Below are 19,006 nucleotides of genomic sequence, written 5' to 3' on the forward strand. Positions count from 1 at the left end.
AAAATGATGCAGCAAAGCAAACGAACGATGTTGAAGATTTAATTCAAAAAGGTGTCGATGTAGTTGTTATTAATCCAACCGATTCAGATGCTGTTGCTTCAGCAGTAAGTGCGGCAAATGCAGCGAACGTTCCTGTTATTACAGTAGACCGCGTTGCAAATTCAGGTAAGGTTGTTTCTCACATTGCATCTAATAACATCGAAGGTGGTCAAATGGCTAGTGATTACATTCGTGAATTGGTCGGCGAAGGAGCAAACGTTGCTGAGTTAGAAGGAATCCCTGGATCCTCTGCTGCTCGTGAACGTGGGAAAGGATTCCATAACGTAGCCGATAAGTCTTTAAAAGTAGTTGCTAAACAAGCGGCTGATTTTGATAGAGCAAAAGGATTATCTGTTATGGAAAACATTTTGCAAGCAAATGGTGATATTAAAGCCGTGTTTGCGCATAACGACGAGATGGCATTAGGTGCACTTGAAGCATTGAAGTCTGCTGGGAAAACAGATGTAGTCGTTGTTGGATTTGATGCAACAGAAGATGCTGTAAAAGCGGTTAACGATGGGCGTATGGCTGCAACAGTTGCTCAAAAACCGGAATTAATCGGAGAGAAGGCGATGCAAACAGCAAAAGAGATCACACAAGGTAAAAAAGTGGACAAATCTATTCCGATTGAATTAGAGCTTATTAAGAAAAATAAATAAATATAAAATGAAAATTAGGAAGGAAGAATAACAAATGAAATTCTTTATTGATACAGCAAACATTAACGAAATTAAAGAGGCAAATGCATTAGGCGTATTAGCTGGAGTAACGACAAATCCATCACTTGTAGCAAAAGAAGGCGTAGATTTCCACGAGCGCATTCGTGAAATTTGCAACGTCGTAGAAGGACCTGTAAGTGCAGAAGTAATTAGTTTAGAAGCAGATAAAATGATCGAAGAAGGAAAAGAGTTAGCGAAAATTGCTCCAAACGTTGTTGTAAAAGTTCCAATGACAACAGAAGGTTTAAAAGCAGTAAAAGCGTTCTCTGACTTAGGAATTCGTACAAACGTTACATTAGTGTTCTCAGCAGTTCAAGCATTACTTGCAGCTCGTGCTGGTGCAACATACGTTTCACCATTCTTAGGTCGCTTAGATGATATCGGTCATAACGGTATGGACTTAATTCGCCAAATCGCAGAAATCTTTGCAATTCACGGTATCGAAACAGAAATTATCGCAGCATCTGTACGTCACAGTGTTCACGTAACTGACGCAGCATTAAATGGTGCACATATTGCAACAATCCCAGCAAACGTAATTGCTTCATTAGTGAAGCACCCATTAACAGATCAAGGAATTGAGAAATTCTTAGCTGATTGGGAAAAAACACAAGAGAAATAATAGAAAATCAAGAATCCTAGTTTAATTGACTAGGATTCTTTTTTATTTAAAAGAATTTTCATGCAATTTTGCATATTGTCTTTTAAATTTTTTATATAAGCTATTTAATATATATCAAATCACTTTTTATGTTTCATATTTCGACATAAAACGGTAGAAGTTCTGACCAGAAAACTGGAGGGCATGATTCTATAACAGAAAGCTTAACGTTTATAGAATTATGCCTTTTTATATAGGGAGGGAAGAAAGTAGAGCACTTGATTTAAATGAACTTATTTATCTGAATTTTAAGTTTTATAAAAGGAGAGAAATAGAATGAGAAGAAAAGCGCCATTTAAAGTGTTATCGTCATTAGCAATTGCGGCAATTATCGGATGTACATCTGTCATGAGTGCTCCATTAGCATACGCAGAAACGCCAGCAAAAGAGAAAGAAAATGTATCTACAACACCAATTGATTACAACTTAATTCAAGAAGATCGTTTAGCGGAAGCGTTGAAAGAAAGAGGAACAATTAATCCAGCATCTTCTAAGGAAGAGACGAAAAAAGCTGTAGAGAAATATATTGAAAAGAAACAAGGGGATCAGGCAAATAAAGAAATTTTCCCAGCCGATACTGCTAAAGAGGCATCTGATTTCGTGAAAAAAGTAAAAGAGAAAAAAATGGAAGAAAAGGAGAAAGTAAAGAAACCTGAAAAAAATGTTAGCCCTGAGCAAAAGCCTGAACCAAATAAAAAACAATTGAATGGGCAAGTTCCAACATCTAAAGCAAAGCAAGCGCCGTATAAGGGATCTGTTCGAACAGATAAGGTATTAGTATTACTCGTTGAATTTAGTGATTATAAACATAATAATATTGATCAAACGCCAGGGTATATGTATTCGAAGGACTTTAGTAGAGAGCATTATCAAAAGATGTTATTTGGTAATGAACCATACACGTTATTTGATGGTTCGAAAGTAAAAACATTTAAACAATATTACGAAGAGCAGTCTGGTGGTAGTTATACGACAGATGGATATGTAACGGAGTGGCTAACTGTTCCAGGAAAAGCATCTGACTACGGTGCGGATGGTAGTAGTGGTCACGATAATAAAGGACCAAAAGGCGCACGTGATTTAGTGAAAGAAGCTTTACATGCAGCTGCTGAGAAAGGGTTAGATTTATCTCAATTTGATCAGTTTGATAGATATGATACAAATGGTGATGGGAATCAAAATGAGCCTGACGGTGTAATTGATCATTTAATGGTAATCCATGCAGGTGTTGGTCAAGAAGCTGGTGGTGGTAAATTAGGCGATGATGCCATTTGGTCACATCGTTCAAAATTAGCAATAGATCCAGTAGCAATTGAAGGGACAAAATCAAAGGTAGATTACTTTGGTGGCAAAGTAGCAGCACATGATTACACAATTGAACCAGAAGATGGAGCAGTAGGTGTATTTGCGCATGAATTTGGACATGACCTTGGCTTACCAGATGAATACGATACGAAATATACTGGAACTGGTTCACCTGTCGAAGCTTGGTCACTCATGAGTGGGGGAAGTTGGACAGGGAAAATTGCAGGAACAGAGCCAACTAGTTTCTCACCACAAAATAAAGATTTCTTACAAAAGAATATGGGTGGCAACTGGGCAAAAATTTTGGAAGTAGATTACGATAACATTAAGCGTGGTGTAGGAGTTCCTACATATATCGATCAAAGTGTTACAAAATCAAATCGTCCAGGCGTTGTACGTGTTAACTTACCAGGTAAAAGTGTCGAAACGATTAAGCCGGAGTTTGGAAAGCATGCATATTACAGTACAAGAGGAGATGATATGCATACAACACTAGAAACACCATTCTTTGATTTAACAAAAGGAACAAATGCAAAATTCGATTATAAAGCAAATTATGAGTTAGAAGCAGAGTGCGATTTTGTCGAAGTACATGCAGTAACAGAAGATGGAACGAAAACATTAATTGATAGACTTGGAGAAAAAGTAGTCCAAGGAGATAAAGATACAACAGATGGGAAATGGATAGATAAATCATATGATTTAAGTCAATTTAAAGGAAAAAAAGTGAAACTGCAATTCGATTATATTACAGATCCAGCTGTAACATATAAAGGTTTCGCGATGGATAATGTAAATGTAACTGTTGATGGACAAGTAGTATTTTCTGATGATGCAGAAGGAACACCTAACATGCAGTTAAATGGATTCGTTGTTTCTGATGGAACAGAGAAAAAAGCTCATTATTACTACTTAGAGTGGAGAAACTATGCAGGATCAGATAATGGATTAAAAGCAGGAAAAGGTCCAGTGTATAATACAGGTCTTGTCGTTTGGTACGCAGATGATAGCTTTAAAGATAACTGGGTTGGGGAGCATCCAGGTGAAGGCTTCCTTGGTGTTGTAGATTCGCATCCAGAGGCACTTGTTGGCAATTTAAACGGAAAACCAACTTACGGTAATACAGGTATGCAAATTGCAGACGCAGCATTTTCATTTGATCAAACACCAGCATGGAGTGTAAATTCATTAACACGTGGACAGTTTAACTATTCTGGATTACAAGGTGTTACAACTTTTGATGATTCAAAAGTATATAGTAATAAACAAATTGCAGACGCAGGAAGAAAAGTTCCGAATCTTGGACTTAAATTCCAAGTTGTTGGACAGGCAGAGGATAAATCAGCAGGCGCTGTTTGGATTAAACGTTAATAACAGAAAAGCACATTCTTCATATGAGGAATGTGCTTTTGAATTTGTACAGTAAGTTATTATTTTAGCTTATGTAATACAAGTGTCTGTTTATATGTAGTGTATCAAATTATGTAGAGAAAGGAAATATTTCCGAGGAAATTGTCGAAGTATCGTTGGTATTGATACACTTTTTTTGTAAAAGAAGAAATGTAGTATTGCCTTTACCATTCAATTTATTTACATTGTTACTTAGCTACACACAAAAGTAATATATTCGGCCAAAAAAAGACAATGATGGAATTATCCTATCATTGTCTTTTTTACTTTGCCTTTGTTTTTTATTTTGCTTCTGACATAAATCATTCCGGCAAATGTTAATAAGAATGCAGTTCCAATAACGAAGCTGGCGCTAGGGGATGCCCCGATTGCTCCAACTGTAAAGGATCCAGCAACAACTCCTAATGAGAAGAAAGCATAAAACAATCCAAATGCTTTTCCGCGTTTATCATCTGTCGTATTTTCAACAAGTAATGCATTTATCGATGGGAAAAGGATAGCGAATCCAATGCCATAAATCATCATAACGATAAAGAGCATGCCTTTTGTTGCAAATAATCCAAGTAAAGATAATGCTAATGCCATTACTGCAATACCAATTAGCATTAGTTTTGAACGATTAAATCGATCGTAAATACGATTTGTTGGTAGTAAGAAGAAGAGGATAGCGGTAATACCGAATACACTTAACATCATGCCTGTTGTAGATGCTTTAAGCGCTAATGCCTCAACTTTCACTGGTAACATATAAGTGACAATTCCTTGTGAAAACATGAGTGTGAAAGCACCAATATATGCCTGTAATAACGGTTCTGATTTCAATAGTTCAAACATATCTTCTTTATTCATCATTTGTGTTCTTGAAGTATCTTTTCTTGATACGTTATTTGGTAAGAAGAAGAGAGATACGATTGTACCAAGAACCATTAAAATAGAAATGGTAATGAACACCCACTCTATACCAGCAGTTGCTTTCATAATCCCGCTGAAGGCAGGTCCTACAATTGCCGCTGTTCCAACAGCAGCACCAGATAGGGCCATTGCCTTACCTTGTCTTGCTGAATTTGTTTGTTTTGATAAAAACGTAAAGGCAGCAGGAATTAAAAATCCGTCACTAAACCCATGCATAAAGCGAACAACTAATAGTTGTTCACCACTTTGAACAACGGTGTATAACAAGACTATGAAACTCGTGAGTCCCATGCTTATATAAAGTATTTTTTTTGCACCAAATTTATCGACAGCAGCGCCAGCAATAATATTACCAATCATATTAGCAAATGAGTACATGCCGACAACTAGCCCAATAATAAGAGGGGATCCTCCAAGACTTTGAGCGAACGTACTCATAATAGGTAATTGTGAAAATGTATCTAGAAACGCTACGATAACAATAAAGTAAATAAAATATTTCAAGCGATATTCACCTCTCCTATGCTATTATGGCATAATGCTAATTTCAACCGCAATGAAATTGAGTTAACAGATGTGGAAAAAAGTACAAAGTGACAAAATATTGAACGTTATTTGTTAAAATTTAGTGGAAATGAGATTGTTTTTTTGAAATATATGGATAGAAGTATTATAATAGATTTGTAAACTTCACCAGGCTAAGTATATACATAGAGAGGGATGTATAAAATGAAAGCATTACTTTGGCATAATCAACGTGATGTAAGAGTAGAAGAAGTACCAGAACCAACTGTAAAACCAGGAGCAGTTAAGATTAAAGTGAAATGGTGTGGTATCTGCGGGACAGACCTGCATGAATATTTAGCAGGACCTATTTTTATTCCAAAAGAAGAGCATCCATTAACACATGTAAAAGCACCGGTTATTTTAGGTCATGAGTTTAGCGGTGAGGTAGTTGAAATCGGTGAAGGCGTTACATCTCATAAAGTGGGAGACCGCGTCGTTGTAGAACCAATTTATTCTTGTGGTAAATGTGAAGCTTGTAAACATGGACATTACAATGTTTGTGAACAACTTGTTTTCCACGGTCTTGGCGGAGAAGGCGGCGGTTTCTCTGAATATACAGTAGTACCAGAAGATATGGTTCACCATATTCCAGATGAAATGACGTATGAACAAGGTGCACTTGTAGAACCAGCAGCTGTAGCAGTTCATGCAGTACGTCAAAGTAAATTAAAAGAAGGGGAAGCTGTAGCAGTATTTGGTTGTGGTCCAATTGGACTTCTTGTTATCCAAGCAGCTAAAGCAGCAGGAGCAACTCCTGTTATTGCAGTCGAGCTTTCTAAAGAACGTCAAGAGTTAGCAAAATTAGCAGGTGCGGATTACGTATTAAATCCAGCTACTCAAGATGTATTAGCAGAAATTCGTAACTTAACAAATGGTTTAGGTGTAAATGTGAGCTTTGAAGTAACAGGTGTTGAAGTAGTACTTCGTCAAGCAATTGAAAGTACAAGTTTCGAAGGACAAACTGTAATTGTTAGTGTATGGGAAAAAGACGCAACAATTACTCCAAACAATCTTGTACTAAAAGAAAAAGAAGTGGTTGGTATTTTAGGATACCGTCATATCTTCCCAGCTGTTATTAAATTAATTAGCTCTGGCCAAATTCAAGCAGAGAAATTAATTACGAAAAAAATCACAGTGGATCAAGTTGTTGAAGAAGGATTTGAAGCACTTGTAAAAGATAAAACACAAGTGAAAATTCTTGTTTCACCTAAATAATATAGAATAGTAAAAAGTAGCTCTTTTCTAGAAATAGAAGAGGGCTACTTTTTTTCTGTACAGAAAGGTGATAGACTTTCCTGTAACTACAGGTATTTTGTTTGGAAGGGGAAGTCTAATGCTTTCATTTATGTTGACATTGAAACGGATGCTAAAAGCTTGTTTACGAGCGTGGAAAGATAAAGAATTTCAAGTATTATTCGTATTAACATTTTTAACATTAATGTCTGGTACAATTTTTTATAGTACAGTTGAAGGATTACGTCCTCTTGACGCTTTATATTTTAGTGTGGTCACGTTGACGACTGTCGGTGATGCGAATTTTAGTCCGCAAACTGATTTTGGAAAGATATTTACAATCTTATACATATTTATTGGAATTGGATTAGTGTTTGGATTTATTCATAAGTTGGCAGTTAATGTCCAACTGCCAAGTATATTATCGAATAGAAAAAAAGAGTAAAGCATGTGTATGCTTTACTCTTTTTTTACATTAGTTTAGATAAGCCTTAATAATAGTTTATTAAAATGAAAGTGCATTCATTCATTATATTCACTATGTATAAAGTTATAATGATATGAACATTTGCATATTTTAATTTAGTGATAGAAATTTCGTGAAAGGTGGGATATTCTAGTCATAGGTTAACCGGACGACATCATAGGATCCTAACAAAAAGTTTACAATAATTCGATTATAAAATGGAGGATTTCAGATGAAAAAGAAAGTACTTGCTTTAGCAGCAGCTATTACAGTAGTAGCTCCTTTACAAAGCGTTGCATTTGCTCATGAAAATGATGGGGGAAGTAAAATAAAAATAGTTCACCGCTGGTCTGCTGAAGATAAACATAAAGAAGGTGTAAATTCTCATTTATGGATTGTAAACCGTGCGATTGATATTATGTCTCGCAATACAACACTTGTAAAACAAGATCGAGTTGCACAATTAAATGAATGGCGTACGGAGTTAGAGAACGGTATTTATGCTGCTGACTATGAAAATCCTTATTATGATAATAGCACATTTGCTTCACATTTCTATGATCCAGACAATGGAAAAACATATATTCCATTTGCAAAGCAGGCAAAAGAAACTGGCGCTAAATATTTTAAATTAGCTGGTGAATCATACAAAAATAAAGATATGAAACAAGCATTCTTCTATTTAGGATTATCTCTTCATTATTTAGGAGATGTAAACCAACCGATGCATGCGGCAAACTTTACAAATCTTTCATATCCACAAGGATTCCATTCTAAATATGAAAACTTTGTAGATACGATAAAAGATAATTATAAAGTAACGGATGGAAATGGATATTGGAACTGGAAAGGTACAAATCCAGAAGAGTGGATTCATGGAGCGGCAGTAGTAGCGAAACAAGATTACTCTGGAATTGTAAATGATAATACGAAAGATTGGTTCGTAAAAGCAGCTGTGTCACAAGAATATGCAGATAAATGGCGCGCTGAAGTTACACCAATGACAGGTAAGCGATTAATGGATGCACAACGTGTTACTGCTGGATACATTCAGCTTTGGTTTGATACGTACGGAGATCGTTAAGTATTTAAAAAAGGTCAAATCTCACAATAGAGTATTTGACCTTTTTATTACTATACAAATGGAGGTATGGAACGTGAAAGGTAAATTGCTAAAAGGTGTACTTAGCTTTGGGATTGGTTTAGGAGTTTTATACGGAGGTTCTTCAGTGCAAGCAGATACGTCTACAGATCAAAACAACACTTTGAAAGTGATGACGCACAACGTGTATATGCTATCAACTAACTTATATCCGAACTGGGGACAAAGTCAGCGTGCCGATTTAATTGGGGCGGCAGATTATATTAAGAATCAGGATGTAGTTATATTAAATGAAGTGTTCGATAATAGCGCATCAGATCGTTTGTTAGGGAATTTGAAGAAAGAATATCCAAATCAAACAGCAGTATTAGGTCGTAGTAATGGAAATGAATGGGATAAAACGTTAGGTAGCTATTCATCTTCAACGCCTGAAGATGGAGGCGTTGCAATCGTGAGTAAATGGCCGATCGTTGAAAAGATTCAATATGTATTTGCAAAAGGATGCGGACCAGATAATTTATCAAATAAAGGGTTTGTATACACGAAAATTAAGAAAAATGATCGTTTCGTTCATGTGATTGGGACACACTTGCAGGCTGAAGATAGTATGTGTGGAAAAACTTCACCTGCATCTGTACGTACAAACCAGCTAAAAGAAATTCAAGATTTTATTAAAAATAAGAATATACCAAATGACGAGTACGTTCTATTTGGTGGTGATATGAACGTGAATAAAATAAATGCAGAGAACAATAGTGACTCAGAGTACGCATCCATGTTTAAAACATTGCATGCGTCAATTCCATCTTATACGGGACATACAGCAACTTGGGATGCAACGACAAACAGTATTGCAAAATATAATTTCCCTGATAGTCCTGCCGAGTATTTAGATTATATTATTGCAAGTAAGGACCATGCGAATCCATCATTTATAGAGAATAAAGTATTACAACCAAAATCTCCACAGTGGACTGTTACATCATGGCTCAAAAAATATACGTATGATGATTATTCTGATCATTATCCAGTAGCAGCAACTATTTCTATGAAGTAGTCCTAAAAAAGTTTCTTCTTAAATAGGAAGAAACTTTTTTTATTTTGTAGAGGAGATTCCAACTTTCTTTCCAATATGTATAAGACATATAGAGAAGAGGAGAGAAAAAGTGTGGATCGAGGAATTTTTAAAGAAGTTCCATTACCTTGTGCATTTTTGGATGAAGTAGCTTTAGATAGAAATATTCAATTGATTATAGAATTAAGTGGAAATAAGAAGATTCGTATAGCGAGTAAATCGTTACGTTCTGTTCCGGTTATGCAAAAGATTCTAGCTGCAAATGATCGTTTTCAAGGTATTATGTGTTTTTCACCTAGGGAAGTTTTGTTTTTAATTGAACAAGGATTCAATGATTTATTGCTCGGATATCCTGCTTATGATGATAGAGCGTTACATGAAATAAGTTTGCTAACAAAGCAAGGACTCATTATAACTTGTATGGTGGATTGTGAAGATCATATTGTTTATTTAGAAAAAATTGCTGAGAAGTCTAAAGGATGTTTTCGTGTTTGCTTAGATATTGATATGAGTAGTCGTTTTTTAAATTTTCATTTTGGGGTCAAAAGATCACCGGTAAGAGATGTGCAAGGTGCTTTGAAAATAGTAAAAAGGTTGAAAGAATCATCATTTTTAATACTAGATGGTGTAATGGGATATGAAGCCCAAATTGCTGGGGTAGGAGATCACATACCGAATCAACGAGTAAAAAGTAAAGTGATTTCATATTTAAAGAAGAAATCAGTGTTAGAAGTTAAAGCAAGAAGAGGACATATCGTAAAAGAAATACAAAATCTAGGTATTGAATTAAGGTTTGTAAATGGAGGAGGCACAGGAAGTATAAAAACAACTGAGCAAGATCATTCAGTTTCAGAGATTACAATAGGTTCTGCTTTCTATGCCCCGAAGCTGTTTGATTATTATAAAGAAGTACAACTTCAGCCAGCTGTCGGATTTGCTTTGCCAGTTGTGCGTAAACCAGCTCCAACAATTTACACTTGTCTAGGTGGTGGATATATTGCCTCAGGCGCAATTGGGAAGGATAAAGAACCTGAGATTTGGAGGCCAAATGGTGCCAAACTATTAGCTTTAGAAGGTGCTGGTGAGGTACAAACACCGATTTTTTATAACGGTGAGGAACGAGTAGAGATAGGAGATTCTATCTTGTTTCGCCATAGTAAAGCTGGAGAATTATGTGAGCGGTTTCCGTTTTTATATCGTGTGAAAGAGGGAGAGATTGTTGGGGAGTATTCAACATATCGGGGGGATGGCCAATGCTTTCTATAAAGGGACAAAAATGGAGAAATTGGACAGGGAATGTAGAAGGAACACCGCATTATACGATGTATCCAGAAAGTATACAAGATGTAGTAGAAGTTGTAGAGCTTGCACGAAAAGAAGGGAAGAAAATTCGCGTTGTCGGTTCAGGACACTCGTTTACCCCTCTTGTGCAGACGGAAGAAATTTTAGTCTCTTTAGATGAATTGAAGGGTATTGTGAATGTTGATGCGGAGAAGATGGTTGCCGAAGTATGGGCAGGAACAAAGTTACATGAGCTAGGGAAGTTACTTGAGGAAAAAGGTTATGCGCAAGAAAATTTAGGGGATATTGATTCGCAATCTATTGCAGGAGCGATTAGTACAGGGACTCATGGCACGGGGATTACCTTTGGAAGTTTATCAACACAAGTTATAGAGATTACCGCAGTTTTATCTACAGGTGAGAGTATAGTTTGTTCACAAACGGAGAATGTACAATATTGGAGAGCTTTTCAGTTGTCTCTTGGAATGTTAGGTATCATTGTAAAAATAAAATTGAAGGTTATTCCAGCTTATTCACTCGTTTATAAAAGTGAAAAACAGTCATTATCTACTGTAATGAACAAGCTAGAAGAATATAAGAAGAATCGCCATTTTGAATTTTTCGTTTTTCCTTATTCAGATGAAGTGCAAGTGAAAATTACAAACGAAACAACGGGTAAAAAAAGTGATTTGAAATGGCATAAACTAAAGGTAGAGTTACTTGAAAATAAGATGTTCTCTTTGTTATCTAAAGGATGTAAATGGTTTCCTTCTATAAGTAAAGGAGTAAGTCGATTATCGGCTAAAGCTGTACCGAATACAAAAATAATTGGTCCGAGTTATGAAGTATTTGCTACATCGCGTGCGGTTCCATTTTATGAAATGGAGTATAGTGTTCCTTCAAAGTATATGCAGGCCGTTGTAGAAGAAATTTCAAACCTTATTGAAAAGAAAAAGTATAAAGTACACTTCCCAATTGAATGCCGTTATGTGAAAAGGGATGACATATGGCTCAGTCCAGCGTATGGAAGAGATTCTGCGTATATAGCTGTTCATATGTATAAAGGTATGAAGTATGCTGCTTATTTTGGTGAGGTGGAGAAAATTTTTCTAAAATATGAAGGACGCCCGCATTGGGGGAAAATGCATACGTTAACGTATGAAAAATTACAAAATATATATCCAGAATTGCATTCGTTTCTAAAGGTGAGGAAATTATTAGATGAAGCAGAAATGTTTTCAAACCCTTACACAGAAAAGTTATTTACGATTATGAAAAAAAGCTGACAAAGTATTACTTGTCAGCTTTTTTTAGTACGATCGCATTTCTTGTTTGACTAATTCGCTCGTAAAATAGTAACTTATCACGACTAAATACATGTAATAAAACATGAATAATAAATAGACCGTTAATTACGAGTTGGAATAATAATATAACTACTAATACTAAAGGTTCTTTAAGATTTAAGATAGAGCTACTAGAAAGAATATAATTGATTCCACCTAAAACGAAATAGAATATACCATAACGGATGAATAGTTCCTTCAACGTAATACGATCTGATTTTCCTTTCACGTAAATACGAAGCAACGCTTTACCAATTGTCTTTCCATTCGTAAAGTATGGAATGATAATAAAGTAAATAAAGATCGAACACGTTATGAAAATGAGTTCGTATATGTTCGTGTAAGATTGAATATTAGAAATAAAGAAAGAATTTCCTTTGTTTTTAATGACAGGTACAACGATGGATAAGAAAATCCAATCAATTTGCATCGCGATAAAGCGACGAACGAATCCAACTGGTTTCGTTTCCAAATCAATATGACTATCTAATTCGTTTGCTTTCGGAAGGAAGTACGTAAATATTGGTGCAATGATAAAGCCGATTACGCCGCCTAATGTATTTAAAAACAGATCGTCTATATCAAATAAGCGGTACGCACAATTGTATATACCGTATAGTCCAGTCACTTGTGTTAGCTCGAAAAAGAGTGAAAGACAAAAAGAAATACAAATTGTTTGTGAGAAACTACGTCGGAAATAATAACGTAAGTAAATACCGAATGGAACGGTTAATAGAACGTTAAATGCTACTTGTAAAAACGCAGATTCTTTTAATAGGTAGAAATAAGTAGCTGGTTTCGTTAAAATTGCCGAAGTATGATTACTAATTTCTTGTATGAAATAAAATGGTGATAGTTGCATGTGCTGCGTATTAGCCGGTTGTAGGCTACAAGTATCATATGTTTGTGGTAACGGCAAAATCACAAGAAAATAGGCATTTAATAAGTAAAGTAATAATGAGTACAAAATAAATGAACGCCATTTATTTAAATAACCGTACTTTCGGTAGTTAAATATTAAAAAAGGTATTAAGAGGAACATTGCTAAAATAGGAAATAAAATAAATGCTGTTTTTATTGGAAATATATATGCAGTCAAAATGAAGCTCCTTTCAATGAAAATTCGTTTATCATTATAACGTTAAAAGAACCTTAAAACAAAATTAAAATATTTCGAAATAGAAAAAATTACAAATTTCAATGGAATTAAGTTATACTAAATTTAATATAATGATATTATGATTATTATAAGTTGAGAGAGGGTACAAAATATGCGATATGAGCTTTTTTCTGTAAGTGGGGATCATATTACAACTTTTGAAAGTGCATGGCGTTTTCAAGAGGGAGAACAGATTTTTGTTCATGATGATCAAATAAAACGAAATTTTATTATTATCCGCCTAACGCATGATGTATTTCAACAAAATAAACATGTTATTCGTTTGTATTGTCAAGAAAAGAAAGTATATGCATAAAAAAACGAGTCGTTCTAGTGTAATAGAATGACTCGCTTTTTGATTTGTAAGTTTCACCTTATAAGAAAATAAGAGTAAGTACACCTACGATAATGCAATAGAAAGAGAAATATTTTAAATTTCCTTTTGCCATAATGTTCATAAACCATTTTAATGAAATATACGTCATGATAAATGTTGCGATAAATGCAACGATATATGGTACGAATAGTGTATCTAGATTTGGATCTTTTGCAATGTCTGTAATACTTAGTAATAAACCACCTAAGCTAACAGGGATATATAGTAAGAATGAGAAACGAAGAGCCGTTTCTTGCTTCATACCAAGTAACATCGCTGCTACGATTGTTGCACCTGATCGGCTTATTCCAGGAATTAGTGCGCAAGCTTGTGCTAATCCGACGATAATTGCGTCTTTCATAGAAAGATCGCCATCATTTTTACGTCCACGCAAGTTTCTAATAATCCAAAGTCCGACAGCGGTAATAAGAAGGGAAATCCCAACCATTTTCACACCTTTTAAGTACTGATCGATGTAATCTTTAAATAAAACACCAATAACACCTGCTGGAATGGTCGCAATAACAAGGTAAATAATAAAGAAGAAATCTGATTTTGCATCTTCTGCTCTTGTAAATATATAAGATAGACCATTCTTTGTTAGACGAATTAAATCATTTCTATAAATAAGTAATACAGCTAATAATGAAGCTGAATTAACAAGTAGTTCAAAGCTAAACCCCTCTATTTTTAGTCCTAGCAAATGCTGTGCCAAAACGAGGTGACCGCTTGAAGAAATCGGAATCGGTTCTGTTAGTCCTTGGAACAGACCAAGAATTAAATATTTTAAAATGTAGTAAAATTGTTCCATAATAACCTCCTTGTTTAATAGTCGAAAGAAACAACTTGTCCATTATAACAAAGATACGGCTCAATATTGAGAAGAAATAAATATTCGAAATATAATAAAAATCCCTTATAACAGTATAAGGGATTTTTACTATTAATGAGAAACTACTGTTTCTTCAAGACTTTTTGTTAATTGAACATCGACTTTCTCAGCATCATGAATGTGATTCATAATAGTAGTATTTAACTTTTGGAACATTTGTTGTGTATTAGCGAATTCTCGTAATATATCATCATTACAAGTCTTTTGGTTTTCAATAGCTTTAATAACATTTGTAGCGCCGTTTTGTAACGTTTGAATCATAATTAAAATATTTTCGATTCTAGCGTTTGTATCGGCACTCATTTCTACACCTTCATCGACTAAATGCAAATTATCTTTTGTATTATCGTATGCTTTTTCAATTTCTTCTTGAATTTTTTTCGTTAAGTTGCCGATGTTTTTTGTACTTTCAGCGGTACTTTCTGCTAGTTTTCTTACTTCATTGGCAACGACAGCGAATCCTTTACCGTGCTCTCCAGCACGAGCAGCTTCAATACTTGCATTTAAAGCAAGTAAATTTGTTTGTGCTGCAATGTTTTGGATGACTTCTACAATTTGCTCAATTTCTTTTGAGCGTTCACTTAAATGATTCATACTATTAGACGTGCGCTGGGATTGTTCACCTAATTTATTAATTACAATAAGTAAACGATGAACAGATTCTTTTCCTTCGTTAGAACAATCAATAATTTCTTCAATAGATTGAATTAAGCTTTGTTCTTTTTGTAGCATTTCGTTATTCAATTCATTGGAATGTGTAGTACGTGTTGAAACATTTTCGAAACATGAGCTTAATTGTTGAACTAAATTTTGAAGTGTATTGTGCTGGTTATTTACAAGTTGATGCTCTTGAACAACGCTTTGTACACGATCGTGGATAGAAGAAATAGTCTCTTGTTGTTCAATATCCTTTTGTTTTAATTCTGCTTCTAGTTCTTGTATACGACTTTCTAATTGATCAATTTTATGTTGGAGTGATTTCTTTTGAGTAAACATAGATTTATTTCAACCGCCTTTAGAAGTTATATTTTCTCTATATTTGGATTTTAGCATCTTTTATAATTTTTAAATATAGGAATTGTTAAATATTTAAGAATCTATTACATTTTATGCATAATTCCCTTTTTTTCGTCATGAAAAATAAACTGTATTTAATGGTATTGTAAACAAACTGTAAAATAAATCATGTATAACTGTATAAGAAGGGAGTCGGATTATGAACTATTTTAAGCGAATCAGTAGTCTAGTATTAGCAGGAATTATAAGTCTTTCTAGTACAGTCGCTGTTAAAGCAGAGTCAAACGACGAGAAACTTAACAACATGCAACAGCAATTGCAGCAAAACGATGCAGAAATGCAAAAGAAAGAGCAAGAGAAGCAAGCTGTTAGTAAAGAAATTCAAGGTATCGAAAACGAACTACATAATTTAAATAATACAATTGCAAAAAATAAAGAGGATCAAGCTGCTATTCAACGTAAAATTGATGAAACACATAAGCAGATTGAGCAAAAAAAGGAAGAAATTGTCGTTTTAGAGGATAAAGTCCTTGCTCGTAAGGATATTATGAGAAAACGTATGGTTTCTGTTCAAAACAGTTCAAATACAAGTTTAGTAGTAGAAGTTGTAGTAGAGTCAAAAAACTTTGCTGATTTCCTACAACGTATGAACGCAGTTTCTACTATTTTAGAAGCTGATAAAGAAATTTTACGTCTACAAGAACAAGATCTTCGTCAAATTGAAGAAGATAAGAAAACAATTGACGAGAAAGAAGCATCTTTAGTAGTAGACAAACAAAAATTAGCAAAAGCACAAGCTGAACTGCAAGATAACTTGAAAAAGCGTCAAGATAACTTACAAACAGTTCAAGCTAAATATAACCAGATTGCAAGCCAACTTAATTTAGCAGCAGAAGAAAAAGCTAAAATTGAGTCAAATATGAAGGCAGTACAAGAAACAATTGCTCGTGAACAAGAAGCAGCAAGAATTGCAGCGGAAGAGCGTGCGAAAGCAGAAGCGGCTGCAAAGGCTGAGCAAGAAGCTTTAGCGAAAGCACAAGCAGAAATTGCTGAAAAGCAAAAGCAAGAGAAAGCTAGTAAACCAGCTGAACCAGTTGCTAATAATAATTCGAAGGTAGAACCTCCACAACCTGAACCATCTCCTAAGCCAACTGCTGGTGGGAAAGAAATTTATGTAGAAGCTACAGCTTATACAGCTGATCCAGCGGAAAATGGTTATGCGCCAGGTCAACAAGTATTTTCTGCATGGGGACACTATAACTTAACTGCAAATCCAGGAATGAAATTAATTGCTGTAGATCCAAAAGTTATTCCATTAGGTAAAACTGTAAATGTTGAAGGTTATGGAGTCGCAATTGCAGCAGATACTGGTGGAGCGATTAAAGGTAACAGAATTGATGTGTTAATGCCGGATAAAGGGTCTTCTAGTCAATGGGGAAGAAAAATCGTTAAAGTTACCATTTTAAACTAACACGTAATCCAACTTTACAATATGTAAAGTTGGATTTTTTTGTAAAAATAATGTTAAGTTGAGTTTACATTTTGTTAAGGATAGCATACAATGGTGGTGAGAGGTGGTAAATTTGACCATTTTAAATAGAGTGAAGGAATTAAGAGCTCGGTTTAATTTTTCGCAAAGTGTATTAGCAGAAAAGGTTGGAGTGACGAGACAAACAATCGCCGCTATTGAAAAAGGGGATTATGTTCCTTCTTTGTTATTAGCGCTTACGATTTGCGATGTATTCGAGCTCAAGATGGAAGATGTGTTTGTTTTAAATAAGGAGGGGGAAGAGGATGAATAGAATTGTTGCTTCGTATATTATAAATTTATTTTACAGTGTATTGGCATGCTGGGCATTCGTAGAGTTTTATGATTTTTATATACAGTTTGCTGATATTATTAAAAATGAAAGTTTACCATCTAAAATAACAATGAGTTTGACGCCTGTTGTATTAATATTTATTGTAGCTATCATATTAGCGTATTTTAAAAGATTGCATAAAAAGAAATATAACAAATCATCATTGCGATTATATCCTTTATTATTTCCCCAAGAGGATGAACGGGAGAAGGATATTACAGATAAAGCATGCCGCACAACATTTGTATCATTATGGTTTGTATTACCTTGTGCACTAGGGTTATTAATATTTACACCTGTAGCAAATTTATATATTTCGGCATACCCTTTATATGTTGTGTATTTGATTTATTTAATTCAAATGACAGTATTCCACATATCTCTATACAGAAATAAATTAGCTTAAAAAGAAACCTTCTTGCCAATGCAAGAAGGTTTCTTTTTAGCTTATACTTGTACATATAGCAATATTATCTTATCATTTTATATAGAGTAAGATTTTGTAAGGGAAAGGAATTGTATATGAATAAGCAAAGAATTTATAGTATAGTAGCAATCCTCCTATTTGTTGTAGGTGGTGTATTAATCGGCAAGCCATTTTATGATGGATATCAAGCTGAAAAGAAACAGACTGAAAATGTACAGGCTGTCCAAAAGATGGATTATGAAAAACATGAGACGGAATTTGTAGATGCTTCGAAAATTAATCAACCAGATTTGGCAGAAGTAGCGAACGCATCTTTAGATAAGAAACAAGTAATTGGTCGTATTTCGATTCCAAGTGTTTCATTAGAACTTCCTGTTTTAAAGTCTTCTACTGAGAAAAACCTATTATCAGGTGCAGCAACAGTAAAAGAAAATCAAGTGATGGGAAAAGGGAATTATGCATTAGCAGGACATAACATGTCTAAAAAAGGTGTTTTATTTAGTGATATAGCTTCTCTAAAAAAAGGCGATAAAATTTATTTGTATGATAATGAAAACGAATATGAATATGCGGTTACTGGTGTATCTGAAGTAACTCCTGATAAGTGGGAAGTTGTTGAAGATCATGGGAAAGATGAGATAACGCTAATTACATGTGTATCAGTGAAAGATAATTCTAAACGTTACGTTGTTGCTGGTGATTTAGTAGGAACGAAGGCGAAGAAATAAAAAAGAAGGTCAACTCTCTAAAGAGTTGACCTTCTTTTTTACTAATGTTGAGAAATAATAGAATATTTTAGTTGGTATTTAAGTATTTTTCTATTTATGTATAATAAAGTTAGAATTCAAAATTTTGGGAGGAACAAGAGTGAAACAACAGGTGAAGAAACTTCTTTTAACAACAAGTGTAGCGTTATTGGTAGCTCCAATTTCAGCCTATGCGCATCCAGGACGTACAGATGCTAATGGGGGACATACGTGTCGTACAAATTGTGAAAAATGGGGATTGCAGTACGGGGAATATCATTATCACAATAAGCCAGCTTCTAGTAGTGGTGCAACAAGTCCAGCTCCTAGTCAAAATAATAATGGTGCTGTAGAAGCTGAAAGACAAGCGGAAGCGCAGCGTAAAGCTGAAGAAGAGAGACAGCGTGTAGC

Annotated in this window: 19 protein-coding genes; 15 read left to right on the forward strand and 4 right to left on the reverse strand. The window is 34.7% G+C overall.

All coding sequences use genetic code 11. The annotated features are described in order from the left end of the window. The 3 genes from MR083_RS22385 to inhA2 all read left to right on the forward strand — a co-directional run. Positions 1-698: substrate-binding domain-containing protein (locus MR083_RS22385; RefSeq protein WP_242269860.1), on the forward strand; the 698-nt coding region annotated here is incomplete at its 5' end. 34 nt (positions 699-732) lie between these two features. Further along, positions 733-1,380 carry a fructose-6-phosphate aldolase gene (gene fsa / locus MR083_RS22390; RefSeq protein ID WP_000667661.1) on the forward strand — a complete coding sequence of 216 codons (648 nt, stop codon included), beginning with the start codon at positions 733-735 and terminating at the stop codon, positions 1,378-1,380. A 315-nt stretch (positions 1,381-1,695) separates the two neighbouring features. Beyond that, positions 1,696-4,095, forward strand: coding sequence for a M6 family metalloprotease immune inhibitor InhA2 (inhA2, locus tag MR083_RS22395; protein ID WP_001252971.1), 2,400 nt, complete (start codon positions 1,696-1,698; stop codon positions 4,093-4,095). Positions 4,096-4,377: 282 nt separating this feature from the next. Here the strand turns inward: inhA2 and MR083_RS22400 are convergent, their stop codons facing one another. Then, positions 4,378-5,550 (reverse strand): MFS transporter, encoded by a 1,173-nt coding sequence (locus MR083_RS22400; RefSeq protein ID WP_000873250.1) that lies wholly within the window; start codon positions 5,548-5,550, stop codon positions 4,378-4,380. A 225-nt stretch (positions 5,551-5,775) separates the two neighbouring features. On the opposite strand from MR083_RS22400, the gene bdhA reads away from it, so the two are divergent. The 6 genes from bdhA (at position 5,776) to MR083_RS22430 (ending at position 12,056) form a co-directional block, all read left to right on the forward strand. Further along, positions 5,776-6,828 carry a (R,R)-butanediol dehydrogenase gene (gene bdhA / locus MR083_RS22405; RefSeq protein WP_000645820.1) on the forward strand — a complete coding sequence of 351 codons (1,053 nt, stop codon included), beginning with the start codon at positions 5,776-5,778 and terminating at the stop codon, positions 6,826-6,828. Between the two features lie 118 nt (positions 6,829-6,946). Further along, positions 6,947-7,291, forward strand: coding sequence for a potassium channel family protein (locus MR083_RS22410; RefSeq protein WP_000948231.1), 345 nt, complete (start codon positions 6,947-6,949; stop codon positions 7,289-7,291). Between the two features lie 253 nt (positions 7,292-7,544). Further along, on the forward strand, positions 7,545-8,396 hold the full coding sequence (gene cerA, locus MR083_RS22415; RefSeq protein ID WP_000731014.1) for a phospholipase CerA: 852 nt from the start codon (positions 7,545-7,547) through the stop codon (positions 8,394-8,396). A gap of 58 nt (positions 8,397-8,454) precedes the next feature. Further along, positions 8,455-9,471 carry a sphingomyelinase C gene (sph, locus tag MR083_RS22420; RefSeq protein ID WP_225991017.1) on the forward strand — a complete coding sequence of 339 codons (1,017 nt, stop codon included), beginning with the start codon at positions 8,455-8,457 and terminating at the stop codon, positions 9,469-9,471. 111 nt (positions 9,472-9,582) lie between these two features. After that, positions 9,583-10,755, forward strand: coding sequence for an amino acid deaminase/aldolase (locus tag MR083_RS22425; protein WP_000373738.1), 1,173 nt, complete (start codon positions 9,583-9,585; stop codon positions 10,753-10,755). Then, on the forward strand, positions 10,743-12,056 hold the full coding sequence (locus MR083_RS22430; protein WP_242269861.1) for a D-arabinono-1,4-lactone oxidase: 1,314 nt from the start codon (positions 10,743-10,745) through the stop codon (positions 12,054-12,056). Before MR083_RS22425 ends, MR083_RS22430 begins: the two co-directional genes overlap by 13 nt. Before the next feature lie 7 nt (positions 12,057-12,063). On the opposite strand, the gene MR083_RS22435 is transcribed toward MR083_RS22430, so the two are convergent. After that, positions 12,064-13,215 (reverse strand): VanZ family protein, encoded by a 1,152-nt coding sequence (locus tag MR083_RS22435; RefSeq protein WP_242269862.1) that lies wholly within the window; start codon positions 13,213-13,215, stop codon positions 12,064-12,066. A gap of 172 nt (positions 13,216-13,387) precedes the next feature. Here MR083_RS22435 and MR083_RS22440 point away from each other — a divergent pair, with 172 nt between their 5' ends. Further along, the gene (locus MR083_RS22440) at positions 13,388-13,591 is read left to right on the forward strand and encodes a hypothetical protein (RefSeq protein WP_001268330.1); all 204 of its coding nucleotides are present in this window, start codon (positions 13,388-13,390) and stop codon (positions 13,589-13,591) included. A 58-nt stretch (positions 13,592-13,649) separates the two neighbouring features. On the opposite strand, the gene MR083_RS22445 is transcribed toward MR083_RS22440, so the two are convergent. Both MR083_RS22445 and MR083_RS22450 read right to left on the reverse strand, forming a co-directional pair. Next, complete coding sequence (locus MR083_RS22445) at positions 13,650-14,462, reverse strand: undecaprenyl-diphosphate phosphatase (RefSeq protein WP_000434782.1); 813 nt, start codon at positions 14,460-14,462, stop codon at positions 13,650-13,652. A gap of 132 nt (positions 14,463-14,594) precedes the next feature. After that, a complete protein-coding gene (locus tag MR083_RS22450; RefSeq protein ID WP_000495022.1) occupies positions 14,595-15,539 on the reverse strand; it encodes a methyl-accepting chemotaxis protein in 945 nt (314 codons plus the stop codon). 220 nt (positions 15,540-15,759) lie between these two features. Here MR083_RS22450 and MR083_RS22455 point away from each other — a divergent pair, with 220 nt between their 5' ends. The 5 genes from MR083_RS22455 to MR083_RS22475 all read left to right on the forward strand — a co-directional run. Beyond that, a complete protein-coding gene (locus MR083_RS22455) occupies positions 15,760-17,031 on the forward strand; it encodes a 3D domain-containing protein (RefSeq protein ID WP_242269863.1) in 1,272 nt (423 codons plus the stop codon). A 112-nt stretch (positions 17,032-17,143) separates the two neighbouring features. Further along, a complete protein-coding gene (locus MR083_RS22460; protein ID WP_000154009.1) occupies positions 17,144-17,362 on the forward strand; it encodes a helix-turn-helix transcriptional regulator in 219 nt (72 codons plus the stop codon). After that, positions 17,355-17,828, forward strand: coding sequence for a hypothetical protein (locus MR083_RS22465; RefSeq protein WP_001080035.1), 474 nt, complete (start codon positions 17,355-17,357; stop codon positions 17,826-17,828). The genes MR083_RS22460 and MR083_RS22465 overlap by 8 nt, the downstream gene beginning before the upstream one ends. A gap of 116 nt (positions 17,829-17,944) precedes the next feature. After that, positions 17,945-18,577 (forward strand): class A sortase, encoded by a 633-nt coding sequence (locus MR083_RS22470; RefSeq protein ID WP_001041721.1) that lies wholly within the window; start codon positions 17,945-17,947, stop codon positions 18,575-18,577. A gap of 139 nt (positions 18,578-18,716) precedes the next feature. Further along, positions 18,717-19,006 (forward strand): YHYH domain-containing protein (locus tag MR083_RS22475; protein ID WP_242269864.1); only part of this gene is annotated, 290 nt, incomplete at its 3' end.

Origin of the sequence: Bacillus cereus group sp. BfR-BA-01408 (genome assembly GCF_022663305.1) — a bacterium.
Classification (GTDB): domain Bacteria; phylum Bacillota; class Bacilli; order Bacillales; family Bacillaceae_G; genus Bacillus_A; species Bacillus_A pacificus.